This window comes from Halanaerobium congolense, from assembly GCF_004366375.1.
Taxonomy (GTDB): domain Bacteria; phylum Bacillota; class Halanaerobiia; order Halanaerobiales; family Halanaerobiaceae; genus Halanaerobium; species Halanaerobium congolense.
The window spans coordinates 39526-59597 of the sequence record NZ_SOEF01000013.1 but is presented as its reverse complement, the minus strand read 5'-3'; the positions used below and the strand labels follow the sequence as shown (position 1 = coordinate 59597).

Genomic DNA, 20072 nt, shown 5'->3' with positions numbered 1-20072 from the left:
GCTAATAAAAAAGTTCTTCCCGCTGCGAGAAGAACTTTTAGTTGGCAGTAAAATACTAACATAGATCTCTGCTTTTTAATTATTTAATTTTTCTAATCCAGCCCTCTGGAGCCTCAATTACTCCAAGCTGCATCTGAGTTAAAGTTTCATAGAGTTCTTTAATAACCGGACCAACCTTATTCATTCCATTAGAAAATTCTATCTCCTGCTCACCATTAACAATTTTTCCAATCGGTGAAATAACTGCTGCAGTCCCACAGAGTCCAGCTTCTGTGAAATTTTCTAGCTCATCAAATTCAATTCTTCTTTCAATAACTTCTAAATCTAAGTAATTTTCAGCCAGATAAATAATTGATCTTTTGGTAATTGAAGGTAAAATCGAATTAGATTTTGGAGTTACCAGCTTCTTATCATCTGTAATTAAAATAATATTAGCGCCTCCACTTTCTTCAATATAGCTTCTGGTGGCAGCATCTAAAAATAGATTTTCATCAAAACCATCTTCATGTGCTTTAACTGTTGTATTTAAACTCATTGCATAGTTTAAACCAGCTTTTAGATGGCCGGTTCCCCGAGGTGCTGCTCGATCATATTCACTAACGGTTAGAGTTATTGGTTTTGCTCCCCCCTTAAAATAAGGTCCAACCGGAGTTGAATAAAGTCTAAACTGGTATTCTTCAGCAGGGTTAATACCAATTACTGGGGTTAAAGCAAAGATATAAGGTCTTAAATAAAGGGAAGCTCCTGTTCCATATGGTGGTACCCAGTCCTGATTGGCTTCTACCACCTGATCTACTGCTTCTAAAAATCTCTCTTTTGGAAAGGGGGGGATTCTTAAGCCTTCAGCTGATTGAACCATCCTTTTTGCATTTAAATCCGGCCTGAATGTAACTATACTGCCGTCCTTAGCTGTATAAGCTTTTAAACCTTCAAATACCTGCTGACAGTACTGTAAAACCCCTGCACTTTCGTTGATTACTATATTAGGGTCAGAAATCAACTGGCCCTCACCCCAGCTGCCGTCCTCATAATTTGCTATGTACCTCTTGTCTGTTTCATGATACTGAAATCCTATGTTTTCCCAATCTAGATTTTTTTTAGTCATCTGCTATCTACTCCCTACTTTTTATTTTTATAAACTAAAATGTTATTATTATCATACCATTTTATTAACTATTATTGCAAAAAAAGAGACCAATTTTTGGCCTTTTATATTTTAGGAAACATAATCTTTATTTTTCTGCACCTTTCTCAACTTTTTACCTGCTTTTAAAAATTCACTTAAATAATCTCCAACTACTTCTAGATGCTGCTTTTCTTTTACTAGATCATCAATCAATTCTTTTATTTTTTCAAGTGAATCTATATTATTTAACGAAAGCTTAGCTACCAACTTTTTATCAACTAGCAGTTTGCTGCAGTTAATAAATCTAATTATGTCTTCCTCAGTAATTTGATTAGGATGACTGCCTTCAAGTTCTAGACATCTCCTGGCTGAAGCAATCTCTTCCAAGCTATACTTTTCTCGCAAAATGATAGCTGTTAAAATCTCAGCACTTACAATATCCGGATATAATGCAGTTCCAGAATCAACTTTAATGCGAGAAATTACACCCTTTCTAATCCAGTCCTGCAGAGTCAAATCCATATAAATAACCGGTAGTTCCTCTCCAATAACTTCTTCAACTAAATTTCTAGCACTGCTTAAGGAAATCATTTTTACCCAATCCTTTCCTGTGCTCTTAACACGGGTTGAGAAGATTATTTTATGTTGTCTACATCTCTAAAAAAATCCTTCAAATAATGCTCTGTAATTCTCCATTTTCTAGCAACCTTTTTGGCCTTTAACTCTCTTTGATTGATTAGTTTCAAAACAGAATCTCTGGAGATTTTTAGCATATCAGCTACTTCGTCTGTTGTATAAACCTTCATCTAAATCTCTCCTTTCTCTGTAATTAAATTATATCACACTCTTCTGTCTTTTTCAACTTTGAATACCTTTTGAATATACTTTGAAATAGTTTTAGAATTGTTTTGAACTTATTTAAATTTTGATTTAAATATTTAATTTATTATATAATTCTAGATATTAAAAATTAGACATTTTTAATAAGAACAAAATGTCCTTCGTGTAATACAGTAAGGTTAAATTTTGTTGATAGCGGAAATTATGAAACTATAAATATTATCCCCAACAAACCATCAGGTATAATTTCCTGGTATTATATAATGTTGATAGATAAGAAAAAAATCCCCGACTGAGCTTAAATACCCAGCGGGGATCCTGACTTTTATTTTAGTAATTTGTGGTAATCCTGGATTGCTTTCAGCTCATAGTCACTGTTAATTTCAGCTTCAATACCTGCTGCACTGGCTCGAGCAGCATTTGTAGTTGTAATATATGGTATCTTATACTTAACAGCTGCTGAACGGATGTAGCTGTCGTTTTCTATTCCTTCTTTACCAATTGGGGTATTGATTATCAGCTGAACTTCGCCATTTTTAATGGCATCAACTATATTGGGACGGCCGTGACCCAGTTTATTAATCAGTTCACTTTCTATTCCCTGCTGAGCCAGAAAATCACCTGTACCCTCAGTTGCCAGAATTTCGAAACCAAGCTCTTTTAATTTCTGGGCTGTGTCCACTATTTTCTTTTTATCCTTATCATTAACCGTAATTAAGACCTTACCTGAAGTTGGCAGCTCAAGTCCGGCTGCTGTCTGAGCTTTGTAGAATGCCTGAGCATAAGTGCTGGCAATTCCCATTACCTCTCCGGTCGCCTTCATTTCTGGTCCTAAAACAGCGTCGATATTCTCAAATTTATCAAAGGGAAATACCGCTTCTTTAACTCCGGTATAGGGAATTTCTTTTTCCTTTAAATCAAGTGAAGCCAGAGATTCGCCTAACATCAATCTAGTTGCCAGCTGTGCCATATTAATTCCTGTTACTTTGCTGACCAGGGGCACTGTTCTGGAGGCTCTTGGGTTGGCCTCAATAATATAGACTTTGCCCTGGTAGATGGCAAATTGGATATTCATTAGGCCGACAACATCTAAAGCTGATGCAATTTTAGCAGTATAGTCTTTGATTGTTGCAAGCTGCTCATCTGTTATCTCCAGTGAAGGGATGGCACAGGCACTGTCACCTGAGTGAATCCCAGCTTCTTCAATGTGCTCCATCACTGCAGCGACAAAGGTGTCTTCACCATCAGTTAGAGCATCAACTTCAGCTTCTAAAGCATCTTCTAAAAACTTATCGATTAAAACGGGATGCTCGGCTGAAACTTCTGCTACCTGTGATTCCAGATAATTTTCTAAACTCTTTTGGTCATAGACGATTTCCATCCCCCGACCTCCAAGAACATAGGAAGGTCTTAGCATCAGTGGATAACCAATATCTGCTGCAATTCGATGTGCTTCGGCAGCGGATCTTGCTATATCACTTTCAGGCTGTGGAATTTCTAATTCGTTCATCAGCCTTCTAAATTCTTCTCTATTTTCAGCAAAGTCGATACTGGCAGGTGAGGTTCCTAAAATATTGACACCTGCCTTTTCTAATTCTTCTGCAATATTAAGGGGAGTCTGACCACCAAACTGGACAATTACTCCTTCAGGCTTTTCCTTCTCGTAGATTCTTAAAACATCTTCAGTTGTCAAAGGTTCAAAATATAGTTTAGTAGAAATATCGTAATCTGTGGACACAGTCTCCGGGTTGCAGTTGACCATCACTGAATCATAACCTAATTTATCCAAAGTAAAAGAAGCATGGACACAGGCATAGTCAAACTCGATTCCCTGGCCAATTCTGTTGGGACCTCCACCTAAGATCATTACTTTTTTGGAATCTGATGTCGGGATCTTTTCTTCAGCCAGATTGTAGGAAGAATAATAGTATTCTCCCTCAGCTCCACTAACTTTGACTAAATCGAAGTTATCATTTTTAACTGCATATTTGCGTGCTTTACGCAGCTGTTCTTCATTGTGACTTAAAATTTCTGCCAGATATTTATCTGAAAAGCCATTTTCTTTGGCTTCCACTAAAACATCTGCAGGCAGGCGCTTACCCTTATATTTAAGCAGCTTATTTTCTAAGTCTACTAATTTTTTCATCTCATCCAAGAACCAGGTTGAAATAAAGGTGATCTCTTCTATTTCTGAAACTGCAGCTCCTTTTTTCAGAGCCTCATAAATTAAAAAGTGTCTTTCACTTGAGGGGGTTCTTAAGCGATCTAAAATTTCTTCTTTTTCCAGTGCCTGGAATTCTGCTATATTTCCAAAACCCGATCTGCCGATTTCCAGAGAGCGGATTGCTTTTTGAGCGGCCTCAGCATAAGTTTTACCGATACTCATTGCTTCACCTACCGCTTTCATTTGAGTCCCCAGCTTATCTTCAGCTCCCGGAAATTTCTCAAAGGACCAGCGGGCATATTTAACTACTACATAATCTCCACCAGGTTCATATTCGGAAAGATTGGCTCCATTGTAATATGGGAGCTCATCTAAGGTGATTCCGACTGATAATTTTGTTGAAATTCTGGCAATTGGAAAGCCTGTTGCTTTTGAAGCAAGAGCAGATGAACGTGAGGTTCTGGGGTTCATCTCAATAATTACAAGTCTATCTTCTTCCCGATTGTAGGCAAATTGAAAGTTGGCACCTCCAATAACTCCAATTGCATCTGCAATTTTATAGCTGTGCTCTTCAATTCTTTTTTGTACCTCTTCATCTATGGTCAGCATTGGTGCAACACAGAAACTATCGCCTGTATGTACTCCCATTGGGTCAACATTTTCGATAAAGCAGATTGAAATCTTCTTTTCATTTTCATCTCTGACCAGTTCAAGCTCCAATTCCTGCCAGCCTAAAACTGCTTCTTCGATTAAAATCTGATCGATCATGCTGGCTGCAATTCCATTTTCTGCAACATTTTTGAGTTCCTCCAGGTTGTAGACTAAACCTCCACCACTTCCACCCATGGTGTAAGCCGGTCTAACAACTACAGGAAAACCCATGTCTTTGGCTATTTTTACTGCCTCTTCTACATTATAGGCTGGTAAACTCCTGGGCATCGGAACATCCAGCTTTTCCATTTCTTCTTTGAATAAAATTCGGTCTTCTCCCCGCTCAATCCCTTCGGGCTGAATTCCAATAATTTCTACTCCATATTTTTCTAAAACACCTGTCTCATAAAGTTCTGAAGACAAATTAAGTGCTGTCTGTCCACCTAAATTAGATAAAAGTGCATCTGGCTTTTCTTTTTTTATTATCCGCTCAATACTCTCTGCTGTCAGCGGTTCAATATAGGTTCGGTCTGCCATTTCAGGGTCTGTCATAATAGTAGCCGGATTCGAATTAACAAGTACAATTTCATAATCTTCTTCCATCAAAGCCTTACAGGCCTGAGTTCCGGAATAATCAAACTCACAGGCCTGTCCGATTACTATCGGGCCAGAACCAATGATCAAAATCTTATTTAAATCTTTTCTTTTGGGCATTAATTCATCCTCCTCAAATTCTTTTGCCTTGTATATACATTTTAGATTAAATCCCATTTTCCTGCCTGAAGCTAAATGTTTTTAATTAATTTAATATTTGAATAATTTAAAAATAAATAAAAGCACCTGTGACTAATTGTTACCTTTTCATCAATCTCAAATTCTCTCTTATTTAGAGGATTAAATTGATTAACAGTAATTTCATTTCCATCTTATCTTTAACCGCCATATATTGTTATATCTTTTATTTGAACAAAATGTCCTTCGGACAATCTGTAATATAGTAAGGTTAAATTTTGTTGATAGCGGAAATTATGAAAACTATAAATATTATCCACAACAAACCATCAGATATAATTTCCTGGTATTATATAATGTTGATAGATAATAAAAAAACCGCCCTATATTGGACGGCTTGAGAGGTAAAAAGTCAATTGTTGATAACTAATTTCTTGAAATCTTCAGTCTGCTTTTTGATTGCAGCTTCGGTAGGCAGTCTTTCAATACTGGAAGCTCCAAAGAATCCAACTACATTTTCTGTATTTTCTAAAACGTATTTAGCATCATCTGGCATTGCAATTGGGCCACCATGACAGATAACCATTACATCTTCGTTTACACTTTTTCCGGCATCTGCAATTCTTTGAACTTTTTTAGCACTTTCTTCTAGGGTCAGAGCAGTTTCTGCACCAATGCTGCCGCTGGTTGTTAAACCCATATGAGCAACTAATACATCAGCTCCGGCTTCTGCCATTGCTTTGGCATCTTCTTCACTGAAAACATAGGGAGCGGTGAACATGTCGAGCTGATGAGCTTTTCTAACCATTTCTATTTCTAAATCATAGCCCATTCCTGTTTCTTCAAGATTCTGTCTGAATACACCGTCAATTAAACCAACTGTTGGGAAGTTCTGAACTCCTGAAAAGCCCATATCCTTTAGATCTTTTAAGAAATTGTCCATTAATCTAAAGGGATCTGTACCACAGACACCTGCCAGTACAGGAGTTTCTTTGGCAACCGGCAGTACTTCATCTGCCATTTCTACAACTATTCCATTAGCATCACCATATGGAAGCAGCCCAGCTAATGAACCTCTGCCTGCCATTCTGTAGCGGCCTGAATTATAGATAATGATCAAATCTACTCCGCCTTTTTGAGCAAATTTAGCTGAAATACCGGTTCCAGCACCAGCACCAACTACACTTTTACCCTTTGCAATTTCTTTTTCCAATCTTTCCCGAACTTCTTTCCGTGTAAAAGCCATTATTTAGTCCCCCTTTAAAATTTTAAAGATAATATTAACATTTACATGAATATGTGAAATTATAGTTTTAATTATCTTCTTCAATCAGTTCTATCATTTTTTTAGCCAGCGCCAAAGCATATTCTTCATCATTAATGTGGAGGTCTTTTTCAATAATTTCCACCTTTTCCAGATCAATATTTTTTCTCAATGTTTCAAATAACATCTTATCTTCATCAGGACCGTAAAAGGGCTGACCTTCTGCATCAATCATAGAAACACCTTTGAGCGGCAGGAACAATGCAGTTTTTGATTCAGCTTTATTTAATTTTTCTGCAATGATCTCAGCCAATTTCTTGTTTTCTGCAGCTGTTGTTCTCATTAAGGTTACTGTCGGATTATGCTTATATAAATTCCGATCTTTGAACTCTTTCGGTACTGAATCAATAGGACCAAAATTAACCATATCCAAAGCTCCTGTGGAAACAACCTGAGGTACTCCTTCTTTCCCAGCAGCTTCTAAACGATCTGGTCCGGCTGAAAGCACTCCTCCAACAAGTTCATCACAGAGTTCGGTTGTGGTAATATCGAGAACTCCACTAATAAATCCTTCTTCAACTAAGTTTTCCATTGCCTGGCCACCGGTTCCGGTCGCATGAAATACTAAAACTTCATAACCATGATTTTCTAAATAATCTCTTGCCTTTTCCACACAGGGAGTTGTAACTCCAAACATAGTTGCAGCAATTAACGGCCGTTTCTCCTTAGGTTCCGGTTTTTTGCCTTTAACCATCCCGGCAACAGCAAAGGCTGCATTTGATAAGATTTCAGATGATAAGGAATTAACCCCCAGGATATCAACAACAGAATACATCATTGTAATGTCTTTAGTTCCAACATAGGGTCTTGTATCACCAGAAGCAAGAGTTGAAACCATAACTTTAGGAATTCCAACCGGGAGTCTTTTCATTGCTGTTGTTCCAATTGTTGTACCAGCAGAACCACCCAGGCTAATTATTCCAGCAACTTTTCCTTTTTGATTAAGTTCTTCAACAATTTCTGCAGCACCATTCGACATGATTTCCATTGATCTACCCCGATCAGCAGCCTCAACCAAATCTTTTATATTGTCCCCACCAGCTTCTGCAACTTCTGACCGGTCAATATCAGGTTCAAAATATGGCTCTCCCAGCACCCCTGCATCAATGACAATTGTTTCTAAACCTTCGTTTTCAATAATGTCTTTGACATACTTGAATTCTTCTCCCTTGGTATCCAAAGTCCCAACGATAACTACTTTACTCAAGATAATTCCCCCCCTTAGGCTAAGGTTATAAAAACTAATGAAATTAATTAGCTAATTTTCTAACTATTCCAACTTTATTATACAGTCTGAGCTGTCTAATTACAAATTATAATAATTTTAAATTTAACTCTTTTCATGGTCCAAAGGGCAAATAAATTTTTAAATAAAAAACCCCCTCCATCAATTTAAAAATTCAGGAAGGGGTTCTATTTATATTATATTTTTATAATCATTTGAAAAATTCAATTTCATAATCAAGTTCTTTTAAACCTGACTCCAGATCATCTAAAAATAATTCTTCAACTATCGGGTCAGCTATTATTAGAGCTTTTTCTCCGAGCTCTTTAATATAGTCTCCCATTTCCTTAATTACTTTTTTGCCCTGAACATATTTTCCTGGTGATGTTAAAACTTTTATCATTAAAATCACTCCTTATGATATTTTTTTCACACTTTAATTATATTATAGTTATTTGGGTATGTCAAATTAGAGTTGATTAGAAATTCTAATAATCATAATTTTCTTCAACTTGTTTTTATCATATAATTCAAGCGGAGATAAATTAACAGAAATTCTTAGATCACCATCATATTTATTCTGACAGTTTGAAAGCTGTTTGAAGTCTTCTTCAATAACCTAATCTCCTATTTCTCTAATAAGAGAACTTTCTTCTGCAATTTTGATAAACCTCTGTGGAGAAACCAAGCCGCCAGTTGGGCAGATGAAATTAAAGCTTCTGCATTTCTACTGGAGTCAGGAAATTCTGCAGCAGTTCTTCCTTAATTTTGCAGGCTGTAGGTGTAGCAGCTAAACCAGCCAGAGAAGTTTCTTTAAGTGAATCTGGCAGAGCATCTCCAACTTTTTTCATTGCCACTATGACTTCATCAGCAGGGATTACACTTTTAACACCAGCTAAAGCCATCTCAGCAGCAGTTACTGCATTACTGCTTCCTGCGGCATTTCTTTTAATACAGGGAACCTCAACCAGACCAGCTACAGGATCACAGACTAAACCGAGTAAGTTTTTGAGTGCAATTGCGGCTGCAGCTGCAACTTCTTCATGACTGCCCCCCATCAAATATGTAATAGCTGCAGCAGTCATACTCGAAGCCGATCCACATTCAGCCTGACAGCCCCCAGCAGCACCTGAAACTGAAGCCTGCTTAGCAATTACAACTCCAATACCTGAAGCTACAAATAGGGCGTCTATAATTTCTTCCTCTGTAAAATCGTTTTCATCAGCCACTGTGATCAATGAGCCAGGTAGAATACCGCAGGAACCCGCTGTTGGACAGGCAACTATTTTACCCATAGCTGCATTTAATTCTGAAACCGCTAATGTATTAGCAAGAATTCTCGAAAAAAGATCTCCGGTAATATTTTTACCTTCTTTTCTTGCCTTTTCAATCTTTTTAGCGTCGCCACCGGTTAAACCACTCATCGATTTAACATCTTCTTTTAAACCCTTATCTATCGATTCCCGCATTACCTGCAGCGAATAGCGCATTTTATCTCTTACTTCTTTTTCACTTTTTTCAGTTAAATCTATTTCTCTATTAATAACAACCTGAGCCAGTGAAATATCATTTTTTTCAGCTATTTCAATTAATTCTTCTATTTTATGAAAATCTTCCATTTCAAAACCTCCTTAGACTAATGGTTTAACCAATTTTAAACTCTGAATCCCGGGAATATCTTTTAAAAGCTGTAATATATTTTTTTCCACCTTTTGATCTAAATTAATAATCGCAGTTGCTTGTTTTCCTTTTTGTTTTCTTAGAACTTCCATTTCAGCTATATTTAAATTATAAATCTGCAAAATTTCTGATATTTTTGCAATTAATCCAGGTTGATCATTATGGAAGGTAATTAAAGTGTAATATTCTCCCTTTAATTTAACCTCAGTTCCATTTAGCTCAGTTACAATTATATTCCCACCACCAATTGAGGAAGCAACAATGGTTGTTTTTATATTGTCTTGATCTATAATTTTTAATTTCATAGTATTTGGATGAACATCATCAAGATCTACCGGGAAAAATTCAAAGCTGAAACCCTCTTCTTCTGCCAGCTCAAATGAATTTTTGATTTTACTATCATCTGTCTTAAGTCCCAAAAGCCCACCAATAATGGCTTTATCTGTACCATGACCTCTATATGTTTCTTTAAATGAACCGTGAAAATATATTTTAATGTCTTTTAGCTTGTTATCAACAATTTCTTTAGCCAGATTCCCGATTCTACAGGCACCTGCAGTATGAGAACTAGAAGGTCCAATCATTACTGGACCAATAATATCAAAAGCACTTAAATTATCCATTTAACCACCACCTAGTTATGATATTTAAAATTTTTGTTTAAGTCTTACAATAATATTGTAGATTAAAGCCTTTTAAAAGTCAAGTTTAATCTCAAAAATTTTTGTAATCATTAAAAATTTTTTGTAATTAATTGAATAATTATGTTTCTGTTTAATTTTAATTGTATTTTATCGGGAATATTTTTGCTTTTCCTTATCTATATTTTTGTTTTTTTAATTTAAATCCATATGTTTAGACAAATTGCTAATAATTAGTTAAAGAATATAGGCAATTTCAGATATGACTTTTTCTAATACATCTGTTATAATAATATGTATAAAATTAGTAATTATTTAATTGGGGGGATTCAGATGGATAAAACAATTGCACTTATTTCTGCCGGTGGGAAACTTGACCTTTTATCTAAGACGCGTTCTAAAGCTGCCTTACCTTTTGCTGGTAAGTTTAGGTTAATTGATTTTACTTTAAGCAACTGCATTAATTCTGGTTTAGAGAACATTGGAGTTATAACCCAATATATGCCTTATTCTTTAAGAAAACATCTTGGAATAGGTAAACCATGGGATTTAGATCGAGCCAATGGTGGAATTACAATTCTGCAGCCTTTTAAAGGGAAAGCGGGAGAAGACTGGTATGTTGGGGATGCTCAATCTGTTTACAGAAATATTAGTTATATTGAAAAAAAGGCCCCTGAAGAAATATTGCTTTTACCGGGCCATTTAGTTTATAAGATGGATTATCAAAAAATACTAAAAGAACATAGAAAAAACAAGGCTGATTTGACTATTGCAGCCAATAATGTACCATATGCTGATGCCAAACATTTCTCAGTTTTGGATTATGATCAGAATAATAAGCTAACTGAGATTAAACAGGAAAAAGAACCAGCTAAAAATCTGGTCTCAATGGGAGTTTTCGTTTTTAAAAAAAATATTTTGGTTAAAGCTCTGGAAAAATACTGCAGTCAGGGGGCAGTAGATTTTCATTCAGAAATCATTCCTAAATTACTTGCTGAAAAGAAAAATATTTATATTAGAAAGTTTGAAGGTTACTGGAGAGATATTAGAAGTGTAAAATCATATTGGAAAACAAATCTAGAAACAACAGAAAACCTCCCGGAAATCAACCTCTATGATGAAAGTTGGCCAGTATATACCCGCAGTGAGGAAATGCCGCCAGTTAAGTTTGGCAAAAAAGAATGCTGCACAAAGTCTTTAGTCGCTAACGGCGCAATTGTTAATGGCCGAGTTGAGGATTCAGTCATCTCACCAGGAGTTTATATTGAAGAAGGAGTCTTAGTTAAAAATTCAATTATCTTAAATAACTGTACAATCAGAAAAAATGCAATGATCAATAAAACTATCATTGATAAAAATGTTGAAATCAAAGAAAATGTTCAAATTGGTTCAGGTAGTGACTTTACTGTTAACTCTGATGCTAAAACTACTCTAGAAAATGGTTTAAATTTAATTGCAAAAGATATAACTATTGCTAAAAATATTAAAATCAATAGAAACTGCCGGATCAATAGAAATATCAATATAGATGAATTTGAAAACAATGAAGTTAAGAGTGGAACCACGGTAGATTAAACTTTATTAAAAAAATAATTAAGTTTAGATAAGCAAAGCCGGACACTTAGTTGTCCGGCTTTGCTTATTATTTCAAGTTATTTAATAATTTTTACTGCTTTTTAATAATCTTCATTACTTATATATAATTTTAACCTTTTAAGATAATCAATATCATAAGGTGATTCTTCCTTAAATATTAAGGCTCTAATATAAGCTATTTTAGGACTTAAAGACTTTTCAGACTCTTTATTTTCTCCTAATGTTATCTGATAACGTCTCTCCTGGCTGCGGGTAATAATAACAAATGCATCTTCTTTGTCTGAAAGTGGATAAACATAATTTTTTGAATCAAAAACTTTTTCATCTTCAGCAAAGGCAATATAATAAAATTGATTTTTATTAAATTCAAAAGTTGCTAACTTATAATGTTCAATTATACTTTCCAGTCTCTGCTGATTTAACTGCAGTTCAATCCCCTTTAGATAGGCATTTTCATCAAAATCATTTTGAAATTCTTCTATAAAATTGCCATCCATTAAAGCATCTATATATTTTTTATCTGGCCAGTTGAGTTTATTTAATTTAAGATAAATATTATCGATAACTTCAATTGGCTGAGCAGATGCAATTAATCTGCTTTTATCAAAATCTTCTTTTTGATGCTGTTTAAACTGCTGTAAATATATATATCCCATACCACAGCTTTGATCACATGTAATATCCATATTTTCAGCCCCCTTGTCTATAATAATTCTCTATTTTTGAATAAAACCCTGCCTCAATTTAATATTTATTCTTTGGTTAAATTTATTATATCAAAATTAAGTTAAAGTTGAAAATTTTAAGATATATGTTAAGATTAATTGTATAAGATTTAAATTTATAATCATTATATTTAAGAGGTGATAATCAGTGTACATTGATTTTATTATTTCTATAACAGCATTTACCATTATATATTTTATACTTTTATATTCAACTAGATTCATTTTAAAAGATTTGAGTAAAAAACGGTATAAACAAATTAGAGAAAATCTTAAAATTCCACTACTGCTGACGATGTTAAACATCGCGTTATTAATTCCTTTCTACTATTTATCTGATAGCAGTAAATTTTTGAGTTTATTCAATCATTTCTTAAAAATAATTTTAATCTTTTTAATTAGCTGGTTTATTATTAGATTGATGCGTTTAATTAGGCTTTATCTTGATGATACTCACAGAATTGACAGCCACAATAACCTTAAAGCTAGAAAAATACATACTCAATACAGAATTTTAGAAAGGGTTATTAAAGTCTTAATTATTTTTATAGCTATTGCAGCAGCTTTAATGACTTTTGATTCAATTAAAAGAGTTGGGATTAGTCTTTTTGCTTCAGCTGGTGTTGCAAGTATTATTATAGGTTTTTCTGCCCAAAAAATTATTGCTTCTATTATAGCCGGAATTCAACTGGCTATTGCCCAGCCAATTAGAGTTCAGGATGTTGTCATAGTTAATGGCGAATGGGGCTGGATTGAAGAAATTAATTTAACTTATGTTGTGGTAAAAGTTTGGGACCGCAGACGACTTGTTGTTCCTACAACTTATTTTATTGACAATATTTTTCAAAACTGGACTAGAAAATCTTCTTTTATTTTAGGAACTGTTTTTCTATATACAGACTACACTATATCAGTTGATGCCATCAGAGAGGAATTAGATCGTCTTTTAGAAGATAATGAACTATGGGATGGAAAAGTCAAGGTAGTCCAGGTAACTAATGCTAGTGAAAAAACAATGGAGCTAAGAATTTTAGTTAGTGCAGATGATTCTCCAACTGCCTGGGAGCTAAGAGTATTTTTGAGAGAAAAATTAATTAAATTTATCCAGGATAATTATCCAGAAAGCTTACCGAAAACAAGAGTTGAATTTCCTGAAAACCAATAATTTAAATTTATATATTAAAATAAGGTAAATAAAGCTAAGAATAATCTTTAACAGCGGTTAAAAACTCCTCACCATAACGAGAATATTTAACTTCACCAACTCCACTTACCTCAAGCATTTCGCTTTTGTTCTGGGGTAAAAGTCTGCACATATCTTTCAAACTGCTGTCGTGTAAAATAATATAAGGTGGAACTCCTTCTTTTCGAGCAATTTCTTTTCTTAAATCCTTTAAAATCAAAAAGAGTTCACTATCTTCACTTACCCGCTGCTGTTTAGCTTCGATTCTTCTCTCAACTTCTAGCTCACCGTTCATTATCTGATATGATTTCTGATTTAGTTTTAAAAGTGGATATTTAGCTCCTGATTGACCGAGATAATCATCTGCTATTAAAAGATTTATTAAGTTTTTAATTTCCTTGATCTTATAATCTGACATAATAGCATAGGTTGAAAGCTGATCAAAATTAGATTCTAATATTTTTTTGCTTTTTGATCCTGCCAAAACCTTTGCTGTTACAGTAATTCCCCAGCCCTGATTTAAACGGTAAACACAAGATAAAATTTTCTGGGCTTCAACTGTAATATCCTGAAGTTGACGCTGATCATTACAGCTGCTGCAGTTATCACATTTTAAGGGTACATTTTCTTCACCAAAATATTTTAGGATATAAGCTCGAAGACATCTGCTGGTATGACAGTAATCAACCATCTGCTGCAGCTTTTTTAACTGCTCTTCTTTTCTTGGAGCGGCTGCATCAACCTGGTCAATTAAAAATTTCTGGATATGCTTATCACCGGGAGCATAAAGCAAAATACAATCTGCTGGCTCCCCATCACGACCTGCTCTACCGGCTTCCTGATAATATGATTCCATGTTTTTGGGCATATTGTAGTGGATTACAAAACGTACATTTGACTTATCAATACCCATCCCAAAAGCATTTGTTGCTACAACCAGCTGGATTTTATCATAAATAAAGGCTTCCTGAGCCTCTGTTCTTTCCTGATCTGAAAGCCCGGCATGATAGCGGGCAGCCTGATAGTTTAACTTCTCTAAAAGCTCATAAATTCTGTTAACTTCTTTTCTGGTTGCTGCATAAATTATACCCGGCTGATCAGAGTTAACCTTTAGATAATCCTTTAAGAACTGATCTTTATCAATTCCCTTACGGATTTTAAAGCTTAAATTTGCACGATCAAAACCACTTGTATAAATTAATGGGTTATCCATTTTAAGCTGAGTACTGATATCACTCTTAACTTTTGGGGTTGCTGTAGCAGTAAAAGCAGTTAAAACAACTTTGGTGTTTAAACGCTCAACAACCTTTGAAATATTTAAATAGCTCGGCCTAAAGTCGTGACCCCAGTGAGAAACACAGTGTGCTTCGTCCACTGCCACCATTGAAATATCTAGCCTCTGCAGCAAATCAAGAAAGCGATAAGAATTCAGTCTTTCTGGAGCGATGTAGAGTAGTTTATATTCTCCAGCTTCAGCTGATTTTAAACGTTCTTCCAGTTTTTGATTGCTAATCGAACTATTGATATAGCTGGCTGAGATACCCATTTCCTTTAAAGCATCTACCTGATCCTTCATCAGTGAAATAAGGGGAGAAATTACAATAGTCAGCCCCTCAAAAATTAAAGCTGGAATTTGGTAGCAGATAGATTTACCTGAACCTGTTGGCATCACTGCGGCTGTATCCCTGCCGGCTAAAATACTATTTATAACCTTTTCCTGTCCTTTTCTGAAACTATCATAACCATAATATTTTTTTAAAATTGTGTCTATATTGTTAATTTCTGCAGACATAAAAAATCCTTTCTCTGCTATATTTAGTAATTTTTAAATTGAATCTGCTAATTTAATTTTCTTTCTAAGTTAATCTTCTATAAAAATTTCATAATCTCTACCAGCCACTTTTAAAGCTGAATAATAATATTCATCATAACCATTGTTGATAATTAGGTTATATCTACCTCTTTTTGCATGATAAATATTATCATTTAAATTCACTATTTCAAGCGGTTTATGAATTGAATTTTTTCTTAAATTTATTAATTGATCAAGTTTTTCTCGTAGATTATATTTAAAATAATCATTCCAGTAAATAACGGCCGGGTTATCTTGAAATAAGATATAAGCATAACCCAATTCCTTATTTGTGATGATTGCATCTTTGTTAAAATCTCTTTCTTCTCTTTCAATGTCATGATTTGAAAGAAAATTAACTTTATTCTTTTTCGAAATATCTTCCAAACTGCGTATTGAAAAAAATGGATCCATACACATTTCTTTAATACTGTAATAAAGGGGAAAGTTAAATAAATTAATCTGACTGTGATCAATAAATTCCTGCAGCCTTCGATCATCACCATTCCAGTATTCACCAACCATAAAGGTATTATCTCTAAATTCGTCTGCAAATTGTTTGGCAAAATCCCAGCGCATATCCTTTAAATTATCAAGGCGAAAACTGTCAAAGCCAATATCATTTTTAAGCCATTTTGCCCAGTTTATTAACTCATTTTTCATATATTCTTGATCAGAATAATAACAAATTGTTTCGCCAAAACTATTACGGCTGCTGCAGCCTCCGCATTCGTGACAGAAATGCATATGGTTTTTAGGAAAATCATCTTCGTCAAATTTAGTATAAGTCTTTGTTTCAAAATGAGGATTCCATTCTTTTTTACCACCAAGCATGTGCCCCAAAACTAAGTCTGCCATTACCTCTACCTTATTTTTATGCAGTTTTTTAATTAATCTCTTCAATGTTCTTTTATTTCCAAATTTTGAATTTAAGTTGTAGTGTTCTTTAATATCATAACCCATTGAGTTTTTGCCATTCATCCCCTTAGATGGAGGTGGCAGCCAAACAGTATCAAACCCTTTAATTGAAATTTCTTCAGCGATTGAACTAATTTCTTGCCACCAGTCATCTAAACAATTCCAATAAAAAGCCTGAAGTATCAGCATGATTTTATCTCCTAGTAAAAATATTTTATTTTTATAATTATTTTAATATGAATATCATTAATATATATTATATCATAGTTTTCGACATAAAAACAGAAAATCCCAACCAAAGCCAATTTGATTGAGATCTTCTCTGAATATTATTTTACTCAAGCTATATTTATTTTATAATTTTTAAAACAGGAATTCAACTCTGTCATCTTCTTTGCAGCTGGTGGTTCAACAGCGGCCAATTTGTATTCAAGGCCAAGATTTTCCCACTTATGCTTTCCTAATTCGTGATAGGGCAGCAGTTCAATTTTCGCTAAATATTTTTTATCCCGCAAATATTTAGCAAATTCCTGCATTTTTTCAAAATCATCAGTAATGCCGGGTACAACAACATGTCTGACCCAGTAAGGCTGTTTTTCTGCTTCCAGCAGTTCCACAATATTTAAAGTTTTTTTATTGCTAACTCCGGTCAGATCCTGATGTTTTAAATCATCCATTGTTTTAATATCTAAAAGTACCAGATCTAAATAAGGCAGCAGCTGCTTGAATTTTTCGGGATCTACATAACCTGAAGTATCAACAGCAGTATGCAGTCCCTCTGCCTTAGCTTTTTTTAAGAGATCAAGTGTGAATTCAAGCTGCATGGTGGGTTCTCCACCTGAAATTGTAATTCCACCACCTGAGCGCTCTATATATGGTTTAATTTTCACTATTTTATGCATCAGTTCTGCAGTTGTTGTTTTTTTACCATCTTTTAGCTTCCAGGTATCCGGATTATGGCAGTACTGACAGCGCAGTGGGCAGCCTTGAGTAAAAACAACAAAACGAATCCCCGGGCCATCAACTGTTCCCATACTTTCTGTTGAGTGAATATATCCTTCAGCCATATTTACCTCCTTTACTAAGAGAATACCGGACCGTTAAAAATAATTTTCAAATTCCCGGTATCATTCATACAGTTAAATCCTGATTAAATACTTTTGTGGAAGGTTCTTGCGATAACTTCCTGCTGCTGTTCCGGTGTCAATTTAATAAAGTTAACAGCATAACCTGAAACTCGAATTGTCAGCTGTGGATATTCTTCCGGATGTTCAACTGCATCGAGCAGAGTTTCTCTTTTTAAGACGTTAACATTCAAGTGATGTGCTCCCTGATCAAAATAACCGTCCAGGATTGAAGTTAAATTATTAATCTGAGCCTCTTCTGCTTTACCGAGAGCCTCCGGCACAATTGAAAAAGTATTAGAAATTCCATCCTGGCAGTACTTATAAGGTATTTTAGCAACTGAGTTAAGTGAGGCTAAGGCACCTGAGTTATCTCTACCGTGCATTGGGTTAGCTCCGGGAGCAAAGGCCTCTTCTGCTTCTCTACCATCTGGTGTGGCACCTGTCTTCTTTCCATAAACCACATTTGAGGTGATAGTCAGCACTGACATAGAATGAACTGCATCTCTATAGAGCTGATGCTGTTTTAGTTTATTAATAAAGAGTTTAACTACTTCTACTGCCAGCTGATCAACTCGGTCATCATCATTGCCGTATTTAGGGAAATCACCATTAATTTCAAAATCTATAATTAAGCCATCTTCATTTCTAATCGGTTTAACTTCTGCATATTTAATTGCACTGAGGGAATCAGCAATAATTGAAAGTCCTGCTACTCCAAAGCCCATTATCCGCTGAACTTCAGTATCATGTAGAGCCATCTGTACAGCTTCATAGGCATATTTATCGTGCATATAGTGGATAATATTTAAAGCATCAACATATTTTTCGCTCAACCAGTCAAGGAAACGATCAAAGTTTTCCATTACCTTATCATATTCTAAAACGTCTCCCTCATAGGGCTTAAATTTAGGACCAACCTGAGTTCCGCTGACCTCATCCTTACCACCATTTAAAGAATAAAGTAGAGTTTTAGGCAGGTTACATCTGGCACCAAAATACTGAATATCTTTACCCGGTGTCATTGCTGAAACACAGCAGGCAATTCCATAATCATCGGAGAAGTTAAGGCGCATCAGATCATCATTTTCATACTGCAGAGAACTTGTATCTTTTGAAATTTTGGTGCAGTAATGTTTAAAGCTTTCCGGCAGCTGTTCTGACCAAAGCACAGTCAGATTTGGTTCCGGTGCCGGACCTAAATTATATAGGGTATTTAAGATTCTATAGCTTGTTTTAGTAACAAGTGGTCTGGTGTCGATTCCGATTCCACCTAAAACAATAGTAACCCAGAGTGGATCTCCGCTGAAAAGTTCGTTATAGGAGGGAGTTCTCAGCTGTCTGGCCAGCCTCAGTTTAATTACAAAATCATCTATAATTTCCTGAGCTTCTTTTTCAGTCAGCAGTCCAGCTTCAATATCTCTTTCAAAATAAATATCAAAGAATTCTGCTACCCGGCCAAAAGACATAGCTGCTCCATTGTTTTCCTGAATGGCTCCTAAATAAGCAAGATAGGTCCACTGCACAGCCTCTTTAGCATTATTAGCTGGACGACTTAAATCACAGCCATATGTTTCTCCAAGTCCCTTTAACTTTTTGAGAGCCTTAATTTGGTCACTAACTTCTTCTCTTAAGCGAATTGTTTCTTCGGTCATTGGACTTTTAAGATTTGCCTTATCCTCTTTTTTTGCTTCAATTAATCTATCTATACCATAAAGTGCTACTCTTCTGTAATCACCAATGATTCTACCGCGTCCGTAAGCATCAGGCAGACCTGTGATTACTCCAGATCGTCTAATTTCTCTAATTTCTGGAGTATAAGCATCGTAAACACCATCATTATGAGTTTTTCTATATTTAGTAAATATCTCATCTATATCCGGATCAACTTTTTCGCCGTAGGCTTCTGCTGCCTGACGAGCCATTCTGATCCCACCATAGGTGTTTAAAGTTCTTTTTAAAGGTTGATCAGTCTGCAGACCAACTATTATTTCTTGATCCTGGTCAATATAACCAGCATCATAGGCATTGATATCTGCAACTGTTTCTGTATCTATAGCGAGTACACCATCATTTTCTCTTTCCTGTTTGAGAAGTTCTGAACTCTGGCGCCAGATATCTTTTGTTCTTTCAGTTGGATCAGCTAAAAAATCAGCTCCACCTGTATAAGGAGTATAATTCTGCTGAACAAAATCCCGAACGTCAATTTCTTCTTCCCACCTTTGACCCTTTAGTTCTAAAGTATCAAATTTCATTTAAAATCCTCCCTTTTAGTCTTATAAGCTTATTGG

General features: G+C 35.1%; 16 protein-coding genes. 2 read left to right on the top strand and 14 right to left on the bottom strand.

The window, feature by feature from the left end:
- Positions 1-79: 79 nt before the first annotated feature.
- The 9 genes from C7954_RS06120 to sdaAB all read right to left on the bottom strand — a co-directional run bounded on the left by C7954_RS06120 (position 80) and on the right by sdaAB (position 10365).
- A complete protein-coding gene (locus tag C7954_RS06120) occupies positions 80-1105 on the bottom strand; it encodes a branched-chain amino acid aminotransferase (RefSeq protein WP_089655873.1) in 1026 nt (341 codons plus the stop codon).
- A gap of 111 nt (positions 1106-1216) precedes the next feature.
- Complete coding sequence (locus C7954_RS06115) at positions 1217-1717, bottom strand: hypothetical protein (protein ID WP_073158934.1); 501 nt, start codon at positions 1715-1717, stop codon at positions 1217-1219.
- A 44-nt stretch (positions 1718-1761) separates the two neighbouring features.
- On the bottom strand, positions 1762-1932 hold the full coding sequence (locus C7954_RS06110) for a helix-turn-helix domain-containing protein (protein ID WP_081374565.1): 171 nt from the start codon (positions 1930-1932) through the stop codon (positions 1762-1764).
- A 359-nt stretch (positions 1933-2291) separates the two neighbouring features.
- Entirely contained in the window at positions 2292-5495 is a 3204-nt protein-coding gene (gene carB / locus C7954_RS06105) for a carbamoyl-phosphate synthase large subunit (protein WP_073158932.1), read from the bottom strand.
- A 430-nt stretch (positions 5496-5925) separates the two neighbouring features.
- Complete coding sequence (locus tag C7954_RS06100) at positions 5926-6759, bottom strand: phosphoenolpyruvate hydrolase family protein (protein WP_073158930.1); 834 nt, start codon at positions 6757-6759, stop codon at positions 5926-5928.
- Positions 6760-6826: 67 nt separating this feature from the next.
- A complete protein-coding gene (locus C7954_RS06095; RefSeq protein ID WP_089723243.1) occupies positions 6827-8044 on the bottom strand; it encodes a Tm-1-like ATP-binding domain-containing protein in 1218 nt (405 codons plus the stop codon).
- A gap of 229 nt (positions 8045-8273) precedes the next feature.
- Positions 8274-8465, bottom strand: a complete 192-nt coding sequence (locus tag C7954_RS06090) for an iron-containing alcohol dehydrogenase (RefSeq protein ID WP_223174538.1) — start codon at positions 8463-8465, stop codon at positions 8274-8276.
- A gap of 307 nt (positions 8466-8772) precedes the next feature.
- Positions 8773-9681, bottom strand: a complete 909-nt coding sequence (gene sdaAA / locus C7954_RS06085) for an L-serine ammonia-lyase, iron-sulfur-dependent, subunit alpha (RefSeq protein WP_089723242.1) — start codon at positions 9679-9681, stop codon at positions 8773-8775.
- A gap of 12 nt (positions 9682-9693) precedes the next feature.
- Positions 9694-10365, bottom strand: a complete 672-nt coding sequence (gene sdaAB / locus C7954_RS06080) for an L-serine ammonia-lyase, iron-sulfur-dependent subunit beta (protein WP_089723241.1) — start codon at positions 10363-10365, stop codon at positions 9694-9696.
- Positions 10366-10716: 351 nt separating this feature from the next.
- Between sdaAB and glgD the strand changes: the two genes are divergently transcribed.
- Positions 10717-11958, top strand: coding sequence for a glucose-1-phosphate adenylyltransferase subunit GlgD (glgD, locus tag C7954_RS06075; protein WP_089723240.1), 1242 nt, complete (start codon positions 10717-10719; stop codon positions 11956-11958).
- Positions 11959-12059: 101 nt separating this feature from the next.
- Here glgD and C7954_RS06070 read toward each other — a convergent pair whose 3' ends face one another.
- Positions 12060-12665, bottom strand: a complete 606-nt coding sequence (locus C7954_RS06070; protein ID WP_134059107.1) for a hypothetical protein — start codon at positions 12663-12665, stop codon at positions 12060-12062.
- A gap of 187 nt (positions 12666-12852) precedes the next feature.
- On the opposite strand from C7954_RS06070, the gene C7954_RS06065 reads away from it, so the two are divergent.
- Positions 12853-13869: a mechanosensitive ion channel family protein gene (locus C7954_RS06065; RefSeq protein ID WP_089723238.1), complete on the top strand. Its 1017-nt coding sequence runs from the start codon at positions 12853-12855 to the stop codon at positions 13867-13869.
- A 34-nt stretch (positions 13870-13903) separates the two neighbouring features.
- Here the strand turns inward: C7954_RS06065 and recQ are convergent, their stop codons facing one another.
- The 4 genes from recQ to pflB form a co-directional block, all read right to left on the bottom strand.
- Positions 13904-15679: a DNA helicase RecQ gene (gene recQ / locus C7954_RS06060; RefSeq protein ID WP_134059103.1), complete on the bottom strand. Its 1776-nt coding sequence runs from the start codon at positions 15677-15679 to the stop codon at positions 13904-13906.
- Positions 15680-15748: 69 nt separating this feature from the next.
- Positions 15749-16846 (bottom strand): alpha-amylase family glycosyl hydrolase, encoded by a 1098-nt coding sequence (locus C7954_RS06055; protein WP_073158905.1) that lies wholly within the window; start codon positions 16844-16846, stop codon positions 15749-15751.
- A 149-nt stretch (positions 16847-16995) separates the two neighbouring features.
- The gene (gene pflA / locus C7954_RS06050; RefSeq protein ID WP_073158903.1) at positions 16996-17724 is read right to left on the bottom strand and encodes a pyruvate formate-lyase-activating protein; all 729 of its coding nucleotides are present in this window, start codon (positions 17722-17724) and stop codon (positions 16996-16998) included.
- Positions 17725-17807: 83 nt separating this feature from the next.
- The gene (gene pflB, locus C7954_RS06045; RefSeq protein ID WP_073158901.1) at positions 17808-20036 is read right to left on the bottom strand and encodes a formate C-acetyltransferase; all 2229 of its coding nucleotides are present in this window, start codon (positions 20034-20036) and stop codon (positions 17808-17810) included.
- Positions 20037-20072 lie beyond the last annotated feature (36 nt).

Coding starts and splice junctions, on each gene's coding strand:
- C7954_RS06120 (WP_089655873.1), bottom strand. CDS start 1,105: ATGACTAAAAAAAATCTAGATTGGGAAAACATAGGATTTCAGTATCAT.
- C7954_RS06115 (WP_073158934.1), bottom strand. CDS start 1,717: ATGATTTCCTTAAGCAGTGCTAGAAATTTAGTTGAAGAAGTTATTGGA.
- C7954_RS06110 (WP_081374565.1), bottom strand. CDS start 1,932: ATGAAGGTTTATACAACAGACGAAGTAGCTGATATGCTAAAAATCTCC.
- carB (WP_073158932.1), bottom strand. CDS start 5,495: ATGCCCAAAAGAAAAGATTTAAATAAGATTTTGATCATTGGTTCTGGC.
- C7954_RS06100 (WP_073158930.1), bottom strand. CDS start 6,759: ATGGCTTTTACACGGAAAGAAGTTCGGGAAAGATTGGAAAAAGAAATT.
- C7954_RS06090 (WP_223174538.1), bottom strand. CDS start 8,465: ATGATAAAAGTTTTAACATCACCAGGAAAATATGTTCAGGGCAAAAAA.
- sdaAA (WP_089723242.1), bottom strand. CDS start 9,681: ATGGAAGATTTTCATAAAATAGAAGAATTAATTGAAATAGCTGAAAAA.
- sdaAB (WP_089723241.1), bottom strand. CDS start 10,365: ATGGATAATTTAAGTGCTTTTGATATTATTGGTCCAGTAATGATTGGA.
- glgD (WP_089723240.1), top strand. CDS start 10,717: ATGGATAAAACAATTGCACTTATTTCTGCCGGTGGGAAACTTGACCTT.
- C7954_RS06070 (WP_134059107.1), bottom strand. CDS start 12,665: ATGGATATTACATGTGATCAAAGCTGTGGTATGGGATATATATATTTA.
- recQ (WP_134059103.1), bottom strand. CDS start 15,679: ATGTCTGCAGAAATTAACAATATAGACACAATTTTAAAAAAATATTAT.
- C7954_RS06055 (WP_073158905.1), bottom strand. CDS start 16,846: ATGCTGATACTTCAGGCTTTTTATTGGAATTGTTTAGATGACTGGTGG.
- pflA (WP_073158903.1), bottom strand. CDS start 17,724: ATGGCTGAAGGATATATTCACTCAACAGAAAGTATGGGAACAGTTGAT.
- pflB (WP_073158901.1), bottom strand. CDS start 20,036: ATGAAATTTGATACTTTAGAACTAAAGGGTCAAAGGTGGGAAGAAGAA.